12 protein-coding genes are annotated in these 13,657 nt (G+C 71.4%); 4 read left to right on the forward strand and 8 right to left on the reverse strand.

The genetic code is table 11. The annotated features are described in order from the left end of the window. Nucleotides 1-10: 10 nt before the first annotated feature. Complete coding sequence (locus R1Z03_RS18845; RefSeq protein ID WP_284394199.1) at nucleotides 11-919, reverse strand: LysR family transcriptional regulator; 909 nt, start codon at nucleotides 917-919, stop codon at nucleotides 11-13. 218 nt (nucleotides 920-1,137) lie between these two features. On the opposite strand from R1Z03_RS18845, the gene R1Z03_RS18850 reads away from it, so the two are divergent. Continuing rightward, nucleotides 1,138-2,067: a Bug family tripartite tricarboxylate transporter substrate binding protein gene (locus R1Z03_RS18850; protein ID WP_372588284.1), complete on the forward strand. Its 930-nt coding sequence runs from the start codon at nucleotides 1,138-1,140 to the stop codon at nucleotides 2,065-2,067. A 40-nt stretch (nucleotides 2,068-2,107) separates the two neighbouring features. Next, the gene (locus R1Z03_RS18855; protein ID WP_317353892.1) at nucleotides 2,108-3,727 is read left to right on the forward strand and encodes a gamma-glutamyltransferase family protein; all 1,620 of its coding nucleotides are present in this window, start codon (nucleotides 2,108-2,110) and stop codon (nucleotides 3,725-3,727) included. Nucleotides 3,728-3,770: 43 nt separating this feature from the next. Here R1Z03_RS18855 and R1Z03_RS18860 read toward each other — a convergent pair whose 3' ends face one another. Next, nucleotides 3,771-4,742, reverse strand: a complete 972-nt coding sequence (locus tag R1Z03_RS18860) for a LysR family transcriptional regulator (RefSeq protein ID WP_272565574.1) — start codon at nucleotides 4,740-4,742, stop codon at nucleotides 3,771-3,773. Nucleotides 4,743-4,886: 144 nt separating this feature from the next. Here R1Z03_RS18860 and R1Z03_RS18865 point away from each other — a divergent pair, with 144 nt between their 5' ends. Then, nucleotides 4,887-6,092, forward strand: a complete 1,206-nt coding sequence (locus R1Z03_RS18865) for a pyridoxal phosphate-dependent aminotransferase (RefSeq protein ID WP_317353895.1) — start codon at nucleotides 4,887-4,889, stop codon at nucleotides 6,090-6,092. Between the two features lie 67 nt (nucleotides 6,093-6,159). Beyond that, nucleotides 6,160-7,152 carry a tripartite tricarboxylate transporter substrate binding protein gene (locus tag R1Z03_RS18870; protein WP_317353897.1) on the forward strand — a complete coding sequence of 331 codons (993 nt, stop codon included), beginning with the start codon at nucleotides 6,160-6,162 and terminating at the stop codon, nucleotides 7,150-7,152. 60 nt (nucleotides 7,153-7,212) lie between these two features. Here R1Z03_RS18870 and R1Z03_RS18875 read toward each other — a convergent pair whose 3' ends face one another. From R1Z03_RS18875 to R1Z03_RS18900, 6 genes are all read right to left on the reverse strand, one after another. Next, entirely contained in the window at nucleotides 7,213-8,091 is an 879-nt protein-coding gene (locus R1Z03_RS18875; protein WP_317360426.1) for a DMT family transporter, read from the reverse strand. Between the two features lie 66 nt (nucleotides 8,092-8,157). After that, on the reverse strand, nucleotides 8,158-9,255 hold the full coding sequence (queA, locus tag R1Z03_RS18880; RefSeq protein WP_284426284.1) for a tRNA preQ1(34) S-adenosylmethionine ribosyltransferase-isomerase QueA: 1,098 nt from the start codon (nucleotides 9,253-9,255) through the stop codon (nucleotides 8,158-8,160). Between the two features lie 108 nt (nucleotides 9,256-9,363). Beyond that, nucleotides 9,364-10,365: a dienelactone hydrolase gene (locus tag R1Z03_RS18885; RefSeq protein ID WP_317360428.1), complete on the reverse strand. Its 1,002-nt coding sequence runs from the start codon at nucleotides 10,363-10,365 to the stop codon at nucleotides 9,364-9,366. Nucleotides 10,366-10,497: 132 nt separating this feature from the next. Then, nucleotides 10,498-11,289 (reverse strand): fumarylacetoacetate hydrolase family protein, encoded by a 792-nt coding sequence (locus R1Z03_RS18890; RefSeq protein WP_317353900.1) that lies wholly within the window; start codon nucleotides 11,287-11,289, stop codon nucleotides 10,498-10,500. Between the two features lie 67 nt (nucleotides 11,290-11,356). Next, the gene (locus R1Z03_RS18895) at nucleotides 11,357-12,328 is read right to left on the reverse strand and encodes an AraC family transcriptional regulator (RefSeq protein WP_317353904.1); all 972 of its coding nucleotides are present in this window, start codon (nucleotides 12,326-12,328) and stop codon (nucleotides 11,357-11,359) included. A 33-nt stretch (nucleotides 12,329-12,361) separates the two neighbouring features. Beyond that, a complete protein-coding gene (locus tag R1Z03_RS18900) occupies nucleotides 12,362-13,648 on the reverse strand; it encodes an HD-GYP domain-containing protein (protein WP_317353907.1) in 1,287 nt (428 codons plus the stop codon). Nucleotides 13,649-13,657: the final 9 nt, after the last annotated feature.

The following is a 13,657-nucleotide window of genomic DNA, read 5'->3' on the forward strand; positions in this document are numbered from 1 at the left end:
CTGCCGCCTGTCACAGCCCCGGCAACTCTTGCTTCAGCCGCTCCAGAAAGGCCTGTGCAGCCACGGGCAACGCGCGGCCGGCGAGGGTCTGCACTTCGATGTCGCGCAGGTCCATGCCCGGGTCGCCGAGGGGCCGGGCCACGATGGCGCCTGCGGCCACGGCATGGCGCGTGGCGATTTCGCTCGATACCGATACGCCGCCGCCATGCGCCACGAACTCCAGCACCGTGCGGGCGTGGTTGCTGACCAGCACGGGCTCCAGCTGCAGGCCCTGGCGGCTGCAGGCCATGTCGATCATCTGGCGCACGATGGTTTCCTGCGGCGGCAGCACGAGCGGGAACCGGGCCATCTGCGCCAGGCTGACGCGGCTGGCGCCAGCCAGCGGATGCCCGGGCGGCAGCATGGCGAGCACGGGCGCGCTCTGGCGGTGGGCCACCTGGATGCCGGGCTGCGGCGCGCGGCTGAAGCACAGGCCGATGTCGGCCACACCCGTGCGCACGGCCTCCGGCACCTGCGCGGTGGGCAGCGCCGTCACCGTGAAGCGGATGCCCGCATGCTCGCGCTGGAACGCCACGCACAGCCGGGGCACCAGTTCGTTGGCGAACACATCCGAGGTGGCCAGGCGCACCTGGCCCGCACGCAGCCCGAGCAGCGCGCCGATCTCGCCCAGCGCGCGCTCCGCGTCCAGCCCGGTGCGCCGCGCATGCGTGGCGAGGATCTCGCCGGCCGCCGTCAGCACCATGCCGCGCGGGTGCCGCTCGAACAGCGGCGTGCCCAGCTGCGCCTCCAGCCCCGCGATCTGGCGGCTCAGGGCCGATGCGGCCACGTGCAGCCGGGCGGAGGCTTCGGTCAGCGATCCGCATTGCGCCACTTCGAGGAAGTAGCGCAGGGCGGTGTCTTGCAGCAGGTGGGCTCGCATGGCGGAGAAGGGCGCGAAGGGCCTGGAAGGGGTTTGCTCGGGAAGGTGCAAAGTATCGAGTGCTTTGCCGTTGCGGCAAAGGTCTTTGCCGAATTGCTGTTGGTCAGCGGGCGCACCGATTCCTAAGATGGCCCCTTTTGCCGCGTGCCCGATCGGAGTGCTCCATGCGATTCGTGAATTTCACCCGCTGCCTGCTCGTTGCGTTGTCGCTCGCCGCGATGGCCGGCGGGGTCTCTGCGCAGACCTGGCCCAGCCACCCCGTGCGCGTGATCGTGCCGTTTCCGGCCAGCGGGGCCACCGATCTGGTGGCGCGCGTAGTCACGCAGCGCGTCTCGCAGGACCTGGGCCAGCAGATGGTGGTGGACAACCGGCCCGGCGCGGGCGGCACCATCGGCGCGGCCGAGGCCGCCAAGGCCCCGGCCGACGGCTACACGCTGCTGCTCACCACCAGCAGCACGCACGCGATCTCGCCCCACCTCATGCCGCGCCTGGCCTACGACCCGCGCAAGGACTTCACGCCCGTGGCCCACGTGGCGGATGCCGCCAGCGTGCTGCTGGTCACGCCCTCGCTGCCCGTCAAATCGGTGGCGGACCTGATCGCCTACGCCAAGGCGCACCCCGGCCAGCTCAACTACGCCAGCAGCGGCAACGGCACCATCGTGCACCTCAATGCCGCGGCCTTCAGCGCGCAGGCCGGCATCGAGATGACGCACGTGCCCTACAAGGGCACGGCCCAGTCGATCGCCGACCTGGCGACGGGCCAGGTGCATGTGCTGTTCGACTCGATTCCCACCGGCATGCCCCACGTGAAGAGCGGCCGCCTGCGGGCCCTGGCCGTGACCAGCCAGCAGCGCAGCGCGCTCGCGCCCGAGCTGCCCACGCTGGCGGAGTCCGGCCTGCCCGGCTATTCGTCGGTGACCTGGTTCGGCGTGTACGCACCGGCCGGCGCGCCGCCCGCGCTGGTGGAGCGCATCCACCAGGCCTTCGCCAAGGCCATGCAGGCCCCGGACGTCATCGCCAGCCTGGCCAAGCTGGGCGTGGAGCCGGCCCGGCCCAGCACGGCCGCGCAGTTCGCCGCCATGGTGCAGGCCGACAGCGCACGCTGGGCCGCCGTGATCCGCGAGCGCAAGATCACCCTGGAACAATGAGCCCGCCCCGAGCGCCTTTCCCAACCCAAGGAGACAAGACATGACCCAAGCGCCCCCACCGAACGCCACCGCCCTCGACTGGGGCCAGCCCTACGCCTCGCACCGCAGCCCCGTCATGGGCCGCAACATCGTTTCCGCCTCGCAGCCCCTGGCCGCCCAGGCCGGGCTGCGCATGCTGATGGCCGGCGGTAACGCGGTGGACGCGGCCATTGCCACGGCCATGGCGCTGACGGTGGTGGAGCCCACGGGCTGCGGCATCGGCAGCGATGGCTTCGCCATCGTGTGGGATGGCAAGGAACTGCACGGCCTCAATGCCTCGGGCCGCTCGCCGGCGGCCTGGACGCCCGAATACTTCGCCCAGCGCGGCGGCATTCCCGAGTCCGGCTGGAACGCCGTGACCGTGCCCGGCGCGGTCTCTGCCTGGGTCGCGCTGTCGAAGCGGCTGGGCAAGCTGCCGTTCGCGCAACTGGCGCAGCCCGCCATCGAATACGCACGCGGCGGTTTTCCGGTCTCGCCCATCATCGCCACGCAGTGGGCGCTGGGGGCGGACCGGCTGGGTGCCCAGCCGGGTTTCGCGGAGTGCTTCATGCCCGGCGGGCGGGCGCCGCGCGCGGGCGAGATCTTCCGCAGCGAAGCGCATGCCCGCACGCTGGAGCTGATCGCCGACACCGGTGGCGAGGCCTTCTACCGCGGCACGCTGGCCCGCCAGATGGCCGCCCACGCGCAGGCGAATGGCGGCGCGATGACCGAGGACGACCTCGCCGCGCACCAGGCCGACTGGGTGGGCACGGTGAGCCAGCCGTTCGGCGATGCGGTCGTCCATGAAATCCCGCCCAACGGCCAGGGCATCGCCGCGCTGATCGCGCTGGGGCTGCTCGACGCCGTGGGCATCGGCACGCGCCCCGTGGACGACGTGGAGACGGTGCATGCCAGCATCGAGGCCATGAAGCTCGCGCTGGCCGACCTGTACGAGCACAACGCCGACATCGACGCGATGCGCGTGGCGCCGCGCGACCTGCTGGACCCGGCCTACCTGCGCGAGCGTGCCCTGCACATCGATCCGGCGCGCGCGGGCGATCCCGGCCATGGCGCGCCGCGCCGCGGCGGCACGGTGTACCTGGCGGCCGCCGATGCCTCGGGGATGATGGTGTCGTTCATCCAGTCCAATTACATGGGCTTCGGATCGGGTGTGGTGGTGCCGGGCACCGGCATCAGCCTGCAGAACCGGGGCCACGGCTTCAGCCTGGTGCCGGGCCATGCCAACGAGGTGGGCCCGCGCAAGCGCCCCTCGCACACCATCATTCCGGCGTTCGCCATGCATGCCGACGGCACGCCGCGCATGGCCTTCGGCGTCATGGGCGGCCCCATGCAGTCGCAGGGCCACGTGCAGATGGCGCTGCGCGTGCTGCGCTACGGCCAGAACCCGCAGGCCGCCGCCGATGCGCCGCGCTGGCGGGTCACCGGCGGCCGGGGCGTGGCCGTGGAGCCGGGCTTCGATCCTGCCGTGCTGGCCGAACTGCGCGCGCGCGGCCATGAGGTCACCGTGGAGTCGGGCCACGGCGTGTTCGCCTTCGGCGGCGCCCAGCTCGTGCTGCGCGAAGGGGGCATCTACATCGCGGGCTCGGACCCGCGCAAGGACGGGCACGCCGCCGCGTTCTGATCGGCGCGTCCGGCACCCGCCATCGCCCGATGCCGCCTGCCGCTCAGGCCTTGGGGGGCCGGCGGCGGCCGGGCGGTGAGGGCTTGGCGGGCCTGGCCGGCGGGTTCAGGGAGGCCTGGTTGGCTTTCAACGAAAAGTCGCACACCTGGGCCGCCAGATCGACCATGCGCCGGATCGGCAGGCTGAAGCTGTCAGCCCGGTAGACCGCGCTGTAGACCATGGGCGGCGGCATGGGATCGCTTTTGACGATGCGCAGCAGCCCCTGCCGGATGTCCTCGCGCACATAGTCCAGGGCCAGCTGGCTGATGCCGAAGCCGCTGATGGTCAGCTCGCGCAGCACCGTCGTGCTGTTGGTGGCGAAAACCTGGTTGAAGCGAAAGCCGTGCTCTGCGCGCCAGGCGGCGTAGAAGCGGTTCTTGGAGGCGCCGGTGGACTGCTCCAGCATCGGGTAGGCCTCGAACTCGTGCGGCAGCAGCGGCCGCTTCGGGATCTTCAGGCGCGGGCTGGCCACCCACAAATCCTCGACCTGACCGACCTTCACGGTTTCGTACTCCGCGCCCCAGAACGTGCCCGGCATGATGGCCAGGTCGATGCGGTTGGCCTCCAGTCCCTCGAACAGTTTCAGCCCCGCATCCACCACCGGCTCCAGCATCAGCGCCGGGTGCTGCTCCTGCACGCGCTGGATGAACCGCGTGAGCCAGGTGAGCGCCGTCAGCTCGGTCACGCCCACCCGGAAGGTGCCGCGCAGCGGATGGTCGGCGCTCACCTCCTGCTCGATGCGAACCCGCAGGCGCTGCGATTCCTCCGCCAGCGGCACGAGCTGCCGTCCGGCATGCGTGAGTTCCAGGCCGCGCGGCGTGCGGTGCAGCAGCGGCGTGCCGCAGCTGGCCTCCAGCTCGGCCACGCGCTTGGAAATGGCGGACTGGGTGGTGTGCAGGCGCGCTGCCGCGGCACTGAAGCTGCGAAGCCGGGCGCTGAAGAAGAACGCTTCGAGTTGCCGGAAGGTGATGTTCATGCCGCGCCACTGTACGGCAGCCCCCCCCGGGCAGGAAGAAATGGAATGGCCGCGCCTGCCAATTACTCGTTTGTGCCGCTGCGGTGCGCGCCGGATACTGGCCCTCACCCCGGTCCGCCGGCCTTTGCGAACACCGCCCCTTCCATGCTCCACATCGCGCCCCGCCTTCACCGCATCCAGCCATCCCCCAGCTCCATGGCGGGCCAGCGCGCCCGCGCCCTGCGGGCGCAGGGGCGGGACATTCTTGGCCTGACGGCCGGCGAGCCCGACTTCGATACGCCCGATCACATCCGGGAGGCGGCCGTCCGTGCCATGGCCGCGGGCCAGACGCGCTACACCGACGTGGGCGGCACGCCGGCGCTGCGCGAGGCGATCGCGCACAAGTTCCGGGCCGAGAACGGGCTGGACTACGGCGTGAACGAGATCATCGTGGGCACGGGCGCCAAGCAGGTGATCTTCAACGCCCTGATGTGCACGGTGGCCGAGGGCGACGAGGTCATCGTGCCCGCACCCTATTGGGTGTCCTACCCCGACGTGGTGCGGCTGGCGGGCGGCGTGCCCGTGTTCGTGGAGGGACCCGAGGCGTTCGGCTTCAAGCTGCAGCCGGCCGACCTGGAGCGGGCCATCACGCCCAGGACGCGCTGGCTGGTCCTCAACTCGCCCAACAACCCGAGCGGCGCCACGTACTGCGCCGCCGAACTGGCCGCGCTGGCCGAAGTGCTGGAACGGCACCCGCATGTCTGGGTGCTGACGGACGACATCTACGAGCACCTCATCTACGACGGCGCCGCCTTCGCCACCATCGCCCAGGTGGCCCCCGCGCTGAAAGCCCGCACCCTCACCGTCAACGGTGTGTCCAAGGCCTATGCCATGACCGGCTGGCGCATCGGGTACGGGGCCGGGCCGGCGCAACTCATCCAGGCCATGGTCAAGCTGCAGTCGCAAAGCACCTCGGGCGCCAACGCCATCGCGCAGGCCGCAGCGGTGGCGGCGCTGACGGGCCCGCAGGATTTCGTGGCGCAGAGCCGGCGCATCTTCCAGGAGCGCCGCGATACCTTGCTGCAGGCGCTGAACGCCATCGATGGCCTGCACTGCCACCGGCCGCAGGGCGCCTTCTACCTGTTCGCCTCCTGCAGCGCGTTGTGGGGCCTGCGCACGCCCCAGGGCACGCCCATCCGCAGCAGCGACGACTGGATCCTGCACCTGCTGGAGTCCGAAAACCTCGCCGCGCTGCAGGGCAGCGCGTACGGGGTCGGCACGCATTTCCGCATCTCGTTCGCCGCCGGCACCGACGAGCTGCTGGAAGGATGCCGGCGCATCGCCCGCGCCCGTGCATCGCTGGTCGCCTGATGCCTCGGCCACTGCGTCTCCCGCTCCGCCCCGTCCCGTCCCACCACGCCCCGTTCCAAGGATCGCCATGAACCGCCTGTCGCTTCGCCCCTTCCTCGCCCTCGCCTCGGTACTCGGAGTGGCCGCCGCGCTGCAGGCCACGGCCGTGCGGGCCGCGGACCCGTTTCCCTCCAAGCCGGTGCGCATCGTCGTCGGCTTCTCGCCGGGTGGCTCCAACGACATCGTCGCGCGGCTGATCGCCCCCAAGCTGGCCGACGCCCTGGGCCAGCCGGTCGTGATCGACAACCGGCCGGGCGCGGGCGGCAACATCGCCGCCTCGGCGGTGCTGTCGGCCCCGCCCGACGGGACCACGCTGCTGATGTGCACCACGGGCACGCTGTCGATCCAGCCGCACCTGATCAAGTCGCTGCCCTTCAATCCCGAGACGGATCTGCTGCCCGTCACGCAGATCGCCAACGCGCCTTACCTGCTGCTGGTGAATGCCGCGCTGCCGGTCAAGACCGTGGGCGAACTGGTCCAGTACGCCCGGCAAAGGCCCGGCGAGCTCAATTTCGCGTCGTCCGGCAACGGCACGGGTGGCCACCTGGCCGGCGAAATGCTCAAGTCGCGCGCGGGCATCGACATCGTGCACATCGCCTACAAGGGCACCGGCAGCGCCATGGCCGACGTGCTGTCGGGCCAGGTGTCGATGATCTTCGACCAACCGGTCAGCTCGATGCCGAACGTGCGCTCGGGCAAGCTGCGGCTGCTGGCCGTGGCCAGCGCCCGGCGGCTGCCCGGCTTTCCCGACGTGCCGACCGCGTCGGAGACGGGTGTGCCGAATTTCGACCCGGTGACCTGGACAGGCCTGTGCGCCGCCAAGGGCACGCCACCCGCGGCCATCGCGCGCGTGCAGCAGGAAGTGGCCAAGGTGCTGGCCATGCCCGAGATCGCCCAGCGCCTGGTGCAGGACGGCCTGGAGCCCGTCGGCAGCACGCCACGGCAGTTCCGGGAATTCCTGGTGGCGGACAAGCAGAAATGGGGCCGCGTGATCCAGGACGCCGGCGTCAAGCTCGACTGAGCACCCGCGGCGTCACGCCTCGGCCCGACCTCCGTTCCAAAGTCACGGGGAAGGCAGGGGCTACCGCGTCTCGCGCACGGTGAGCCAGGCGCTCGCGGCCCCGCTGAGCACGATGGCCGCGATGCCCGCCAGCGACCAGGCGTCCGGCACATGGCGGAACAGCAGCCAGCCGGCGAGCATCGCGAAGCCGATCTGGCTGTAGAGGAACGGCGCGATCGTCACCGGCGTCGTGCGCGCATAGGCCTGGAGCAGCAGCATGTGCCCCACGGCGCTCGACAGGCCCATGGCGAACATGCCGGCCCACAGCCATGGGTCCGCGATGGCGGTCCAGGCGAACGGCACGCCCACCGACACCAGCGCCGCGGCCAGCCAGCCGGTGTAGAGCTGCGTGGTGGCGGGGCTCTCGTGCCCTGCCATCTTGCTGCTGATGACCTGGTAGCCCGTGCCGGTGGCCAGCAGGCACAGCGGCCAGAGCATGGCCCAGGTGAAGGCCTCGTCCCCCGGGCGGATGATGGCCAGCGTGCCCGCCAGCCCCAGGACCACCAGCGCCCAGCGCGGCGCGCTCACCCGCTGGTGCAGCCACAGCGCCGCCACCACCGTCACGCACAGCGGCGTGGCCGCCACGATGGCGGTGAACTCGGCCAGCGGCAGGTGCTGGATGCTGATGAAGCCGAAGAGGCTCGTGGCGGCGAACAGCACCGCGCGCAGCGCCTGGAACCGCGGCTGCGTGGTGCGCAGCACGGCAACGCCTTCGCGCTGCAGCACGAACACCGTGGTCAGCAGCGCCTGGAACAGGTAGCGCAGCCACAGCGCCATGAAGAGCGGCACGGCGGCGCTGACCCATTTGGTGGTGGCGTCCAGCACCGCGAAGCATGCGCAGGCGCCCACGGTGAGGCCGATGCCCGCGACGGCCGCGCCGCGGCTGCGCAGGGCGTGCAGCGGCGGCGGGGGCGGCGGCGGGGGCGGCGTCTCGGAGCGGTTCGTCACGGCGCGGGCGGCCCGCGTTCAGTGCGCCGGCTGCGGGCGCTGCAGCAGCATGGCGTCGCCGTAGCTGAAGAAGCGGTACCCCTGCGCGATGGCGTGGCGGTACAGGCCCATCACATGCTCATAGCCCGCGAAGGCGCTCACCAGCATCATCAGCGTGCTCTTGGGCAGGTGGAAGTTGGTGACCAGCACGTCCACCACCCGGAAGCCGAAGCCGGGCGTGATGAAGATGCGCGTGTCGCCCGTGGCCTGGCCGCTCAGGGCCCACGATTCGAGCGTGCGCACGGTCGTCGTGCCCACCGCCACCACGCGGCCCCCGCGCTGGCGGCAGCGCTCCAGCGCGGCCAGCGTGGCCAGGGGCACCTCGTACCACTCGCTGTGCATCTGGTGCTCGGCCAGGTTCTCGGTCTTGACGGGCTGGAAGGTGCCGGCGCCCACGTGCAGCGTGACGCTGGCGCGCTCCACGCCGCGGGCCTCCAGGTCGGCCAGCACACCCGCATCGAAGTGCAGCGCCGCCGTGGGTGCTGCCACCGCGCCGGGGGCCCGGGCGAAGACGGTTTGGTAGCGCTGTGCGTCCTCGGCGGCATCGGGGTCCTCGCCGCCCTCCTGGTGCCGCTCGATGTAGGGCGGCAGCGGCAGGTGGCCGTGCCGCTCCATCAGGTCGTAGGGCGTCTCGCCCGCGGGGCCCTGCAGCGCGAAGCGAAACAGCGGGCCGTCGTCCTCGGGCCAGCGCGACAGCAGCGTGGCGTCGAAGCCGCCACCGGCCAATCCGCCCGCCAGATGCACCACGGCGCCGGGCAGGGGCTTCTTGCTCACCTTCATGTGCGCCACCACCTCGTTGCCGGTCAGCACGCGCTCGATCAGCAGCTCCAGCTTGCCGCCGCTGGCCTTCTCGCCGAACACGCGGGCCTTGACCACGCGCGTGTCGTTGAACACCAGCAGGTCGCCCGCGCGCAGCAGCCCGGGCAGGTCGCGAAAGACCCGGTCGGCCGGCTCGGTGCTGCGGCCGTCCAGCAGGCGCGAGGCGCTGCGTTCGGGGGCGGGGTGTTGGGCAATGAGCTGCGGGGGCAGCGTGAAATCGAAATCGCTGAGCGTGAAGGTGCGGGGGCTGGCAGGCATGGGGACTTGAGGGCCGGACGGGCCCGTTCCAAGGAAAGAACGACCAAAAACAGCGGGCGATTGTCCCATGGGCCCCTGGGGCGGTGCTGGGCGCGGCTGCGCCTGCCCCTAGCGTGCCGAAGGGCCGCTGGCTCCGGCCGGCGCCAACTGCTGGCGCAGGAACGCGATCACCTCGCGGTGGAACGCCGCATGGAAGGCGATGCGGTCGAAGCCGGGCGCATCGCGGCAAAGGGCGGGCAGCCGCTCTGCCAGGGCGGCGGAACAGGGCGCGAGGAACGCGAAATGCCCCGCCTGGGGCACCCCATGCCATTCGGGGGCGGCCGGCAGCGCGTGGCGCAGGGCCTCGACGCTGCCGGGCGTGACGCCATCGCCGCCCAGCGCGGAGGCCCACAGCTGCACGGGGGCCTTCACGGCCTGCAGTGTCTCGGGGGTGAAGAAGTTCAGTGGGTCGGCGATCACCGCGGCGCGGATGCGCGGGTCCAGCGCGGGCACCGCGGGCCAGGAGCGGTTGCGGATCTCGGTGCACAGCGGGATGGGCGAGCCGGCCGGGCACAACTCGGGGCGCTGGGTGAAGTCCGGCACCGCGCCCAGGGCCACGAGCCCCGTGGTGCCGCCGCGCGAGAACCCGAAGAAGCCGATGCGCCCGGGGGCCAGCTCCGCGTGGCCGGGCCAGGTGCCCAGCAGGTAGTCGGTGAGCCGCCGCATGTCGGCCGGCCGCGTGGCGAAGGCGGAAAGCTGGCCCTGGCGGCTCAGGTCCTGCGCGTTGTCGCCCGGGTGGCTGATGGCCGCGACGGCAAAGCCCGCATCGGCCAGCGCCGCGGCCGTGTCGTGGTGGCTGAAGGCGGTGCCGCCCGAGCCATGCGAGACGATGACCAGCGGCAGCGGTGCGCCCTGCACGGGGCAGTCGCGCACCGCCTCCAGGGTGAGCGGGCCGATGCCGACGGGCCCCGGCGGCGTGGCGCAGGGCGTCCAGATCGCGCCGCGCAATGCCGGGCCCTGGGCATCGGCGGGCACCTCGATCATGCGCAGGCCCGCCGCCTGGGCCAGCCCGGCGGCCAGGGCCAGCAGCGGCAGGACCAGCCAGCGGGACCGGAAGGCGGCATGCGCCATGAGGGCAACGACGGCGCGTGCCGCGCACCCGCGGCGGTGCTCAGGAGCGGAAGGAGAGGTCATGGCGGGGCAGTGTGCCACCGCCACGCCGGCCGGCCTGCCAACGCCTTCTCGGCGCCGCTGCGGCCCGGTTCAGACCACGCGCAGCGAGAGGTCCGGCAGGCCGTCGATGTGCGCCACCATGAGGTCCCCGCGCACCACGGCGCCCACGTTCTCGGGCGTGCCGCTGTAGATCAGGTCGCCGGCCTTGAGCTCGAACGCCTGCGACAGGTTGCTGATCTGCTCGGCCACGCTCCAGATCATCTGCGCCAGGTCGGCGCTCTGCTTGACCGTGCCGTTCACCGACAGCGTGATGGCGCCCTTGGGAAAGTGGCCGGTCTGGGCCGTGCGGTGGATCGGGCCGATGGGGGCCGACAGGTCGAAGCTCTTGCCGATCTCCCAGGGCTTCTTCTGGTCCTTCATGTCGCTTTGCAGGTCGCGGCGCGTCATGTCCAGGCCCACGGCATAGCCGTACACGTGCTGCAGCGCCTGCTCCGGCGCGATGTTGCGCCCGCCGCTTTGCAGGGCGGCCACCAGCTCCACCTCGTAGTGGTAGTTGCGGGTGAGGGCGGGGTAGGGGTGGTCCACCGTGGTGCCCGGCGGCACGAACTGCACCGCGTCGTTGGGCTTTTGGAAGAAGAACGGCGGCTCGCGCGTGGGGTCGGACCCCATCTCGCGCGCATGGGCCGCGTAGTTGCGGCCGATGCAGTAAATGCGGTGCACCGGAAAGACTTCGCGGCTGCCGGCGATGGGCACGGCCGGTACGCTCAGCGAAAAAGGCGCGGGCTGGGACGGGGTGGCGGTCACGCTGGCGCAGCCTGCGGCCAGGGCGCCGCCCAGGGTGGCGGAAGAGGTCATCAAAAGGTCTCGGCGGTTCAGGTCCATGAAAGCGTCTCCGTTGTTTTGGTCAACGGAAAGCTTAGGGGTCGCCGGCGTGGCGCACCCGGACGATTCAGCGCACAACTTGGACGGAACCGGGCACCGCCACGGCCGTGCCCTGCAGTTCGCGCAGCCGCTGCGCGCGCCAGGCGCTGGGGCTCAGGCCGTGCCACTGCCGAAAGCGCCGGGCGAAATACGCCTCGTCGGCAAAGCCGCAGCGCCGTGCGATCTCGCCGATGCGCTCGCCCGTGGCCAGCAGCAGTTCCTGCGCCAGGGCCAGCCGGCGTTCGGTCAGCAGCTCGGTGAAGGTCTTGCCGGTTTCCTTCTTGATGAGGTGGGCCAGGTAGTTGGGGGACAGGCAGGCGGCCTCGGCCGCGTCGGCCAGCGTGGGGTCGCCGGCCAGTTCGCCGCGCAGGTAGCGCAGCAGCCGGGCCATGGCCGCGCGGCGGCTGCCGCGCTGCGCCTGGGCCGCGGCCAGCGCGCGCAACTCGCCTTCCCAGCGCTGGCAGGTCAGCGCCAGCAGCTGCAGCAGGCCACCGCGGATGCACGCCAGCGAGGCCAGGCGCCGCGCCGCGTTCTCGCGCTGCAGGGTGTCCAGCAGCGCCTGCACGGCCTCGAAGCCGCTTTCGTCGAAGGTGAAGTCCAGGTGCTCCTGGAACTGGAACGGCGCCAGCTCCGGTGCCAGGGCCAGCGGCACGTCTTCCAGGTCGAGCGGGTCCACGGCCAGGCCGGGCCACAGAAAGCGCTGGCTGAAGTTCACCACCAGCCAGCGCGTGCCCGGCGGGTGCGGCACGAGGTGCATGCGGTGCGGCAGCACGAAGCTCAGGGTGCGCGCGGTGAACGGCCGGGCCACGCCGCCGATGTGGTGCTGCGTGTGGCCTTCCAGGTTCACCTGGATCTGGAAATACTCGTGCTTGTGGGGCTGCGTGAGCGGCGTGCGGCCGCTCTGGTCGCGGATGTCGAAATCGAGGTGGCTGGAGCGCTCCACCATCGCGTAGGTGCGCACGGCACCCGCGGGATCGTTGCTGGCGCGCGGCGGGGGCATGCGGGCGGCCGGTGTCGCGTCAGGGCCGGGGCGTCAGCGCGGCACTGACGGCATGCCGGTCCACAGCTCGTTCAGGTCCGGAAAGCGCCATTTGTCCGGGTCTTCGCGGGCCACGATCTTCTCCGGGCAGCCGGGCTGGGCCAGGTCGATGATCTCGGGCGCAATGCGCAGGTCGGACTTGGTGGAGAAGAACACCTTCACGCGCGGCGACACCAGCGAGGCGGCCTGCTCCATCACCACGCCGATGCGCCCCGAGGTCAGCCGCACGAGCGAGCCCACGGGGTAGATGCCGATGCTCTTCACGAAGGCCTGGAACAGGCGGGGGTCGAAGTGCCCGTTGGTCCACTCGGCCATGCGCCGCAGCGATTCGGCCGGGTCCCAGCCGCGCTTGTAGGGCCTGTCGGAGGTGACGGCGTCGTACACGTCGCAGATCGAGGCCATGCGCGCGGTCAGGCTGATCTGCTCGGCCGGCAGGCGGTGCGGGTAGCCCGAGCCGTCCATCTTCTCGTGGTGGTGCAGGCAGGCGTCCAGCACCTCGTCCTCCACGCCGCCCCCGCATTCCAGCAGCATGCGGTAGCCGTGCTCGGAATGGCTGCGCACGATGTCGAATTCCTCGTCGGTGAGCTTGCCGGGCTTGTTCAGCACCGCCAGCGGGATGGCCGCCTTGCCGATGTCGTGCATCAGTCCGGCCAGGCCGGAGGTGCGGATGCGCGCGGCGTCCAGGCCGATCTGGCGCCCCAGGGCCACCATCAGCGCGCACACCGCCACCGAATGCATGTAGGTGTAGTCGTCCGCCGTCTTCAGCCGCGCCAGGCTGATGAGCGCCGAGGGGTGGCGGGTGATCGAATCGGAGATTTCCTGCACCAGGCTGCGCGCGTCGCTGGAATCCACCGCGCGGCCCATGCGGGCCTCGTGGAACATCGAGGACACGGCCTGGCGGGCATGGTGGCAGATCGATGCCGCGTGGCCCAGCTCCTCGGCCATGCTGGTCGGTGCCAGCGAGCGCACGCGCTGGGACGGGGCGGGCGGCGGGGCGGGCGCAATCTTCAGATCCGGCATCTCCTGCAGCTGGCTGAAGTCGGTATCGAGGCGGGCCTCGGCCTCTTCGGGCGAGGTGGTGGCCACATCGGAGGCCACGTCCAGCCCCTTGGAAACGTCGATCCAGACCTCGGCGATGGTGGTGCCGTGGATGCGTGCCAGGTCCGCCGGGTCCTGGAGCACGAAGCCGGTGCGCCAGAACGGGTGGTCCATCCAGGAGCCACAGAACTGGTGCAGGTACATGCCCAGGGCAAGATGTTGGACGCTGATTCGCTTGAGCATGGGACCAGT

It is taken from the genome of Acidovorax sp. BLS4 (assembly GCF_032929295.1).
GTDB lineage: Bacteria > Pseudomonadota > Gammaproteobacteria > Burkholderiales > Burkholderiaceae_C > Paracidovorax.

Bases quoted from the DNA above. Each gene is read 5' to 3' on its own strand.
- R1Z03_RS18845 (WP_284394199.1), bottom strand. From the start codon at position 919: ATGCGAGCCCACCTGCTGCAAGACACCGCCCTGCGCTACTTCCTCGAA.
- R1Z03_RS18850 (WP_372588284.1), top strand. From the start codon at position 1,138: ATGGCCGGCGGGGTCTCTGCGCAGACCTGGCCCAGCCACCCCGTGCGC.
- R1Z03_RS18855 (WP_317353892.1), top strand. From the start codon at position 2,108: ATGACCCAAGCGCCCCCACCGAACGCCACCGCCCTCGACTGGGGCCAG.
- R1Z03_RS18860 (WP_272565574.1), bottom strand. From the start codon at position 4,742: ATGAACATCACCTTCCGGCAACTCGAAGCGTTCTTCTTCAGCGCCCGG.
- R1Z03_RS18865 (WP_317353895.1), top strand. From the start codon at position 4,887: ATGCTCCACATCGCGCCCCGCCTTCACCGCATCCAGCCATCCCCCAGC.
- R1Z03_RS18870 (WP_317353897.1), top strand. From the start codon at position 6,160: ATGAACCGCCTGTCGCTTCGCCCCTTCCTCGCCCTCGCCTCGGTACTC.
- queA (WP_284426284.1), bottom strand. From the start codon at position 9,255: ATGCCTGCCAGCCCCCGCACCTTCACGCTCAGCGATTTCGATTTCACG.
- R1Z03_RS18885 (WP_317360428.1), bottom strand. From the start codon at position 10,365: ATGGCGCATGCCGCCTTCCGGTCCCGCTGGCTGGTCCTGCCGCTGCTG.
- R1Z03_RS18890 (WP_317353900.1), bottom strand. From the start codon at position 11,289: ATGGACCTGAACCGCCGAGACCTTTTGATGACCTCTTCCGCCACCCTG.
- R1Z03_RS18895 (WP_317353904.1), bottom strand. From the start codon at position 12,328: ATGCCCCCGCCGCGCGCCAGCAACGATCCCGCGGGTGCCGTGCGCACC.
- R1Z03_RS18900 (WP_317353907.1), bottom strand. From the start codon at position 13,648: ATGCTCAAGCGAATCAGCGTCCAACATCTTGCCCTGGGCATGTACCTG.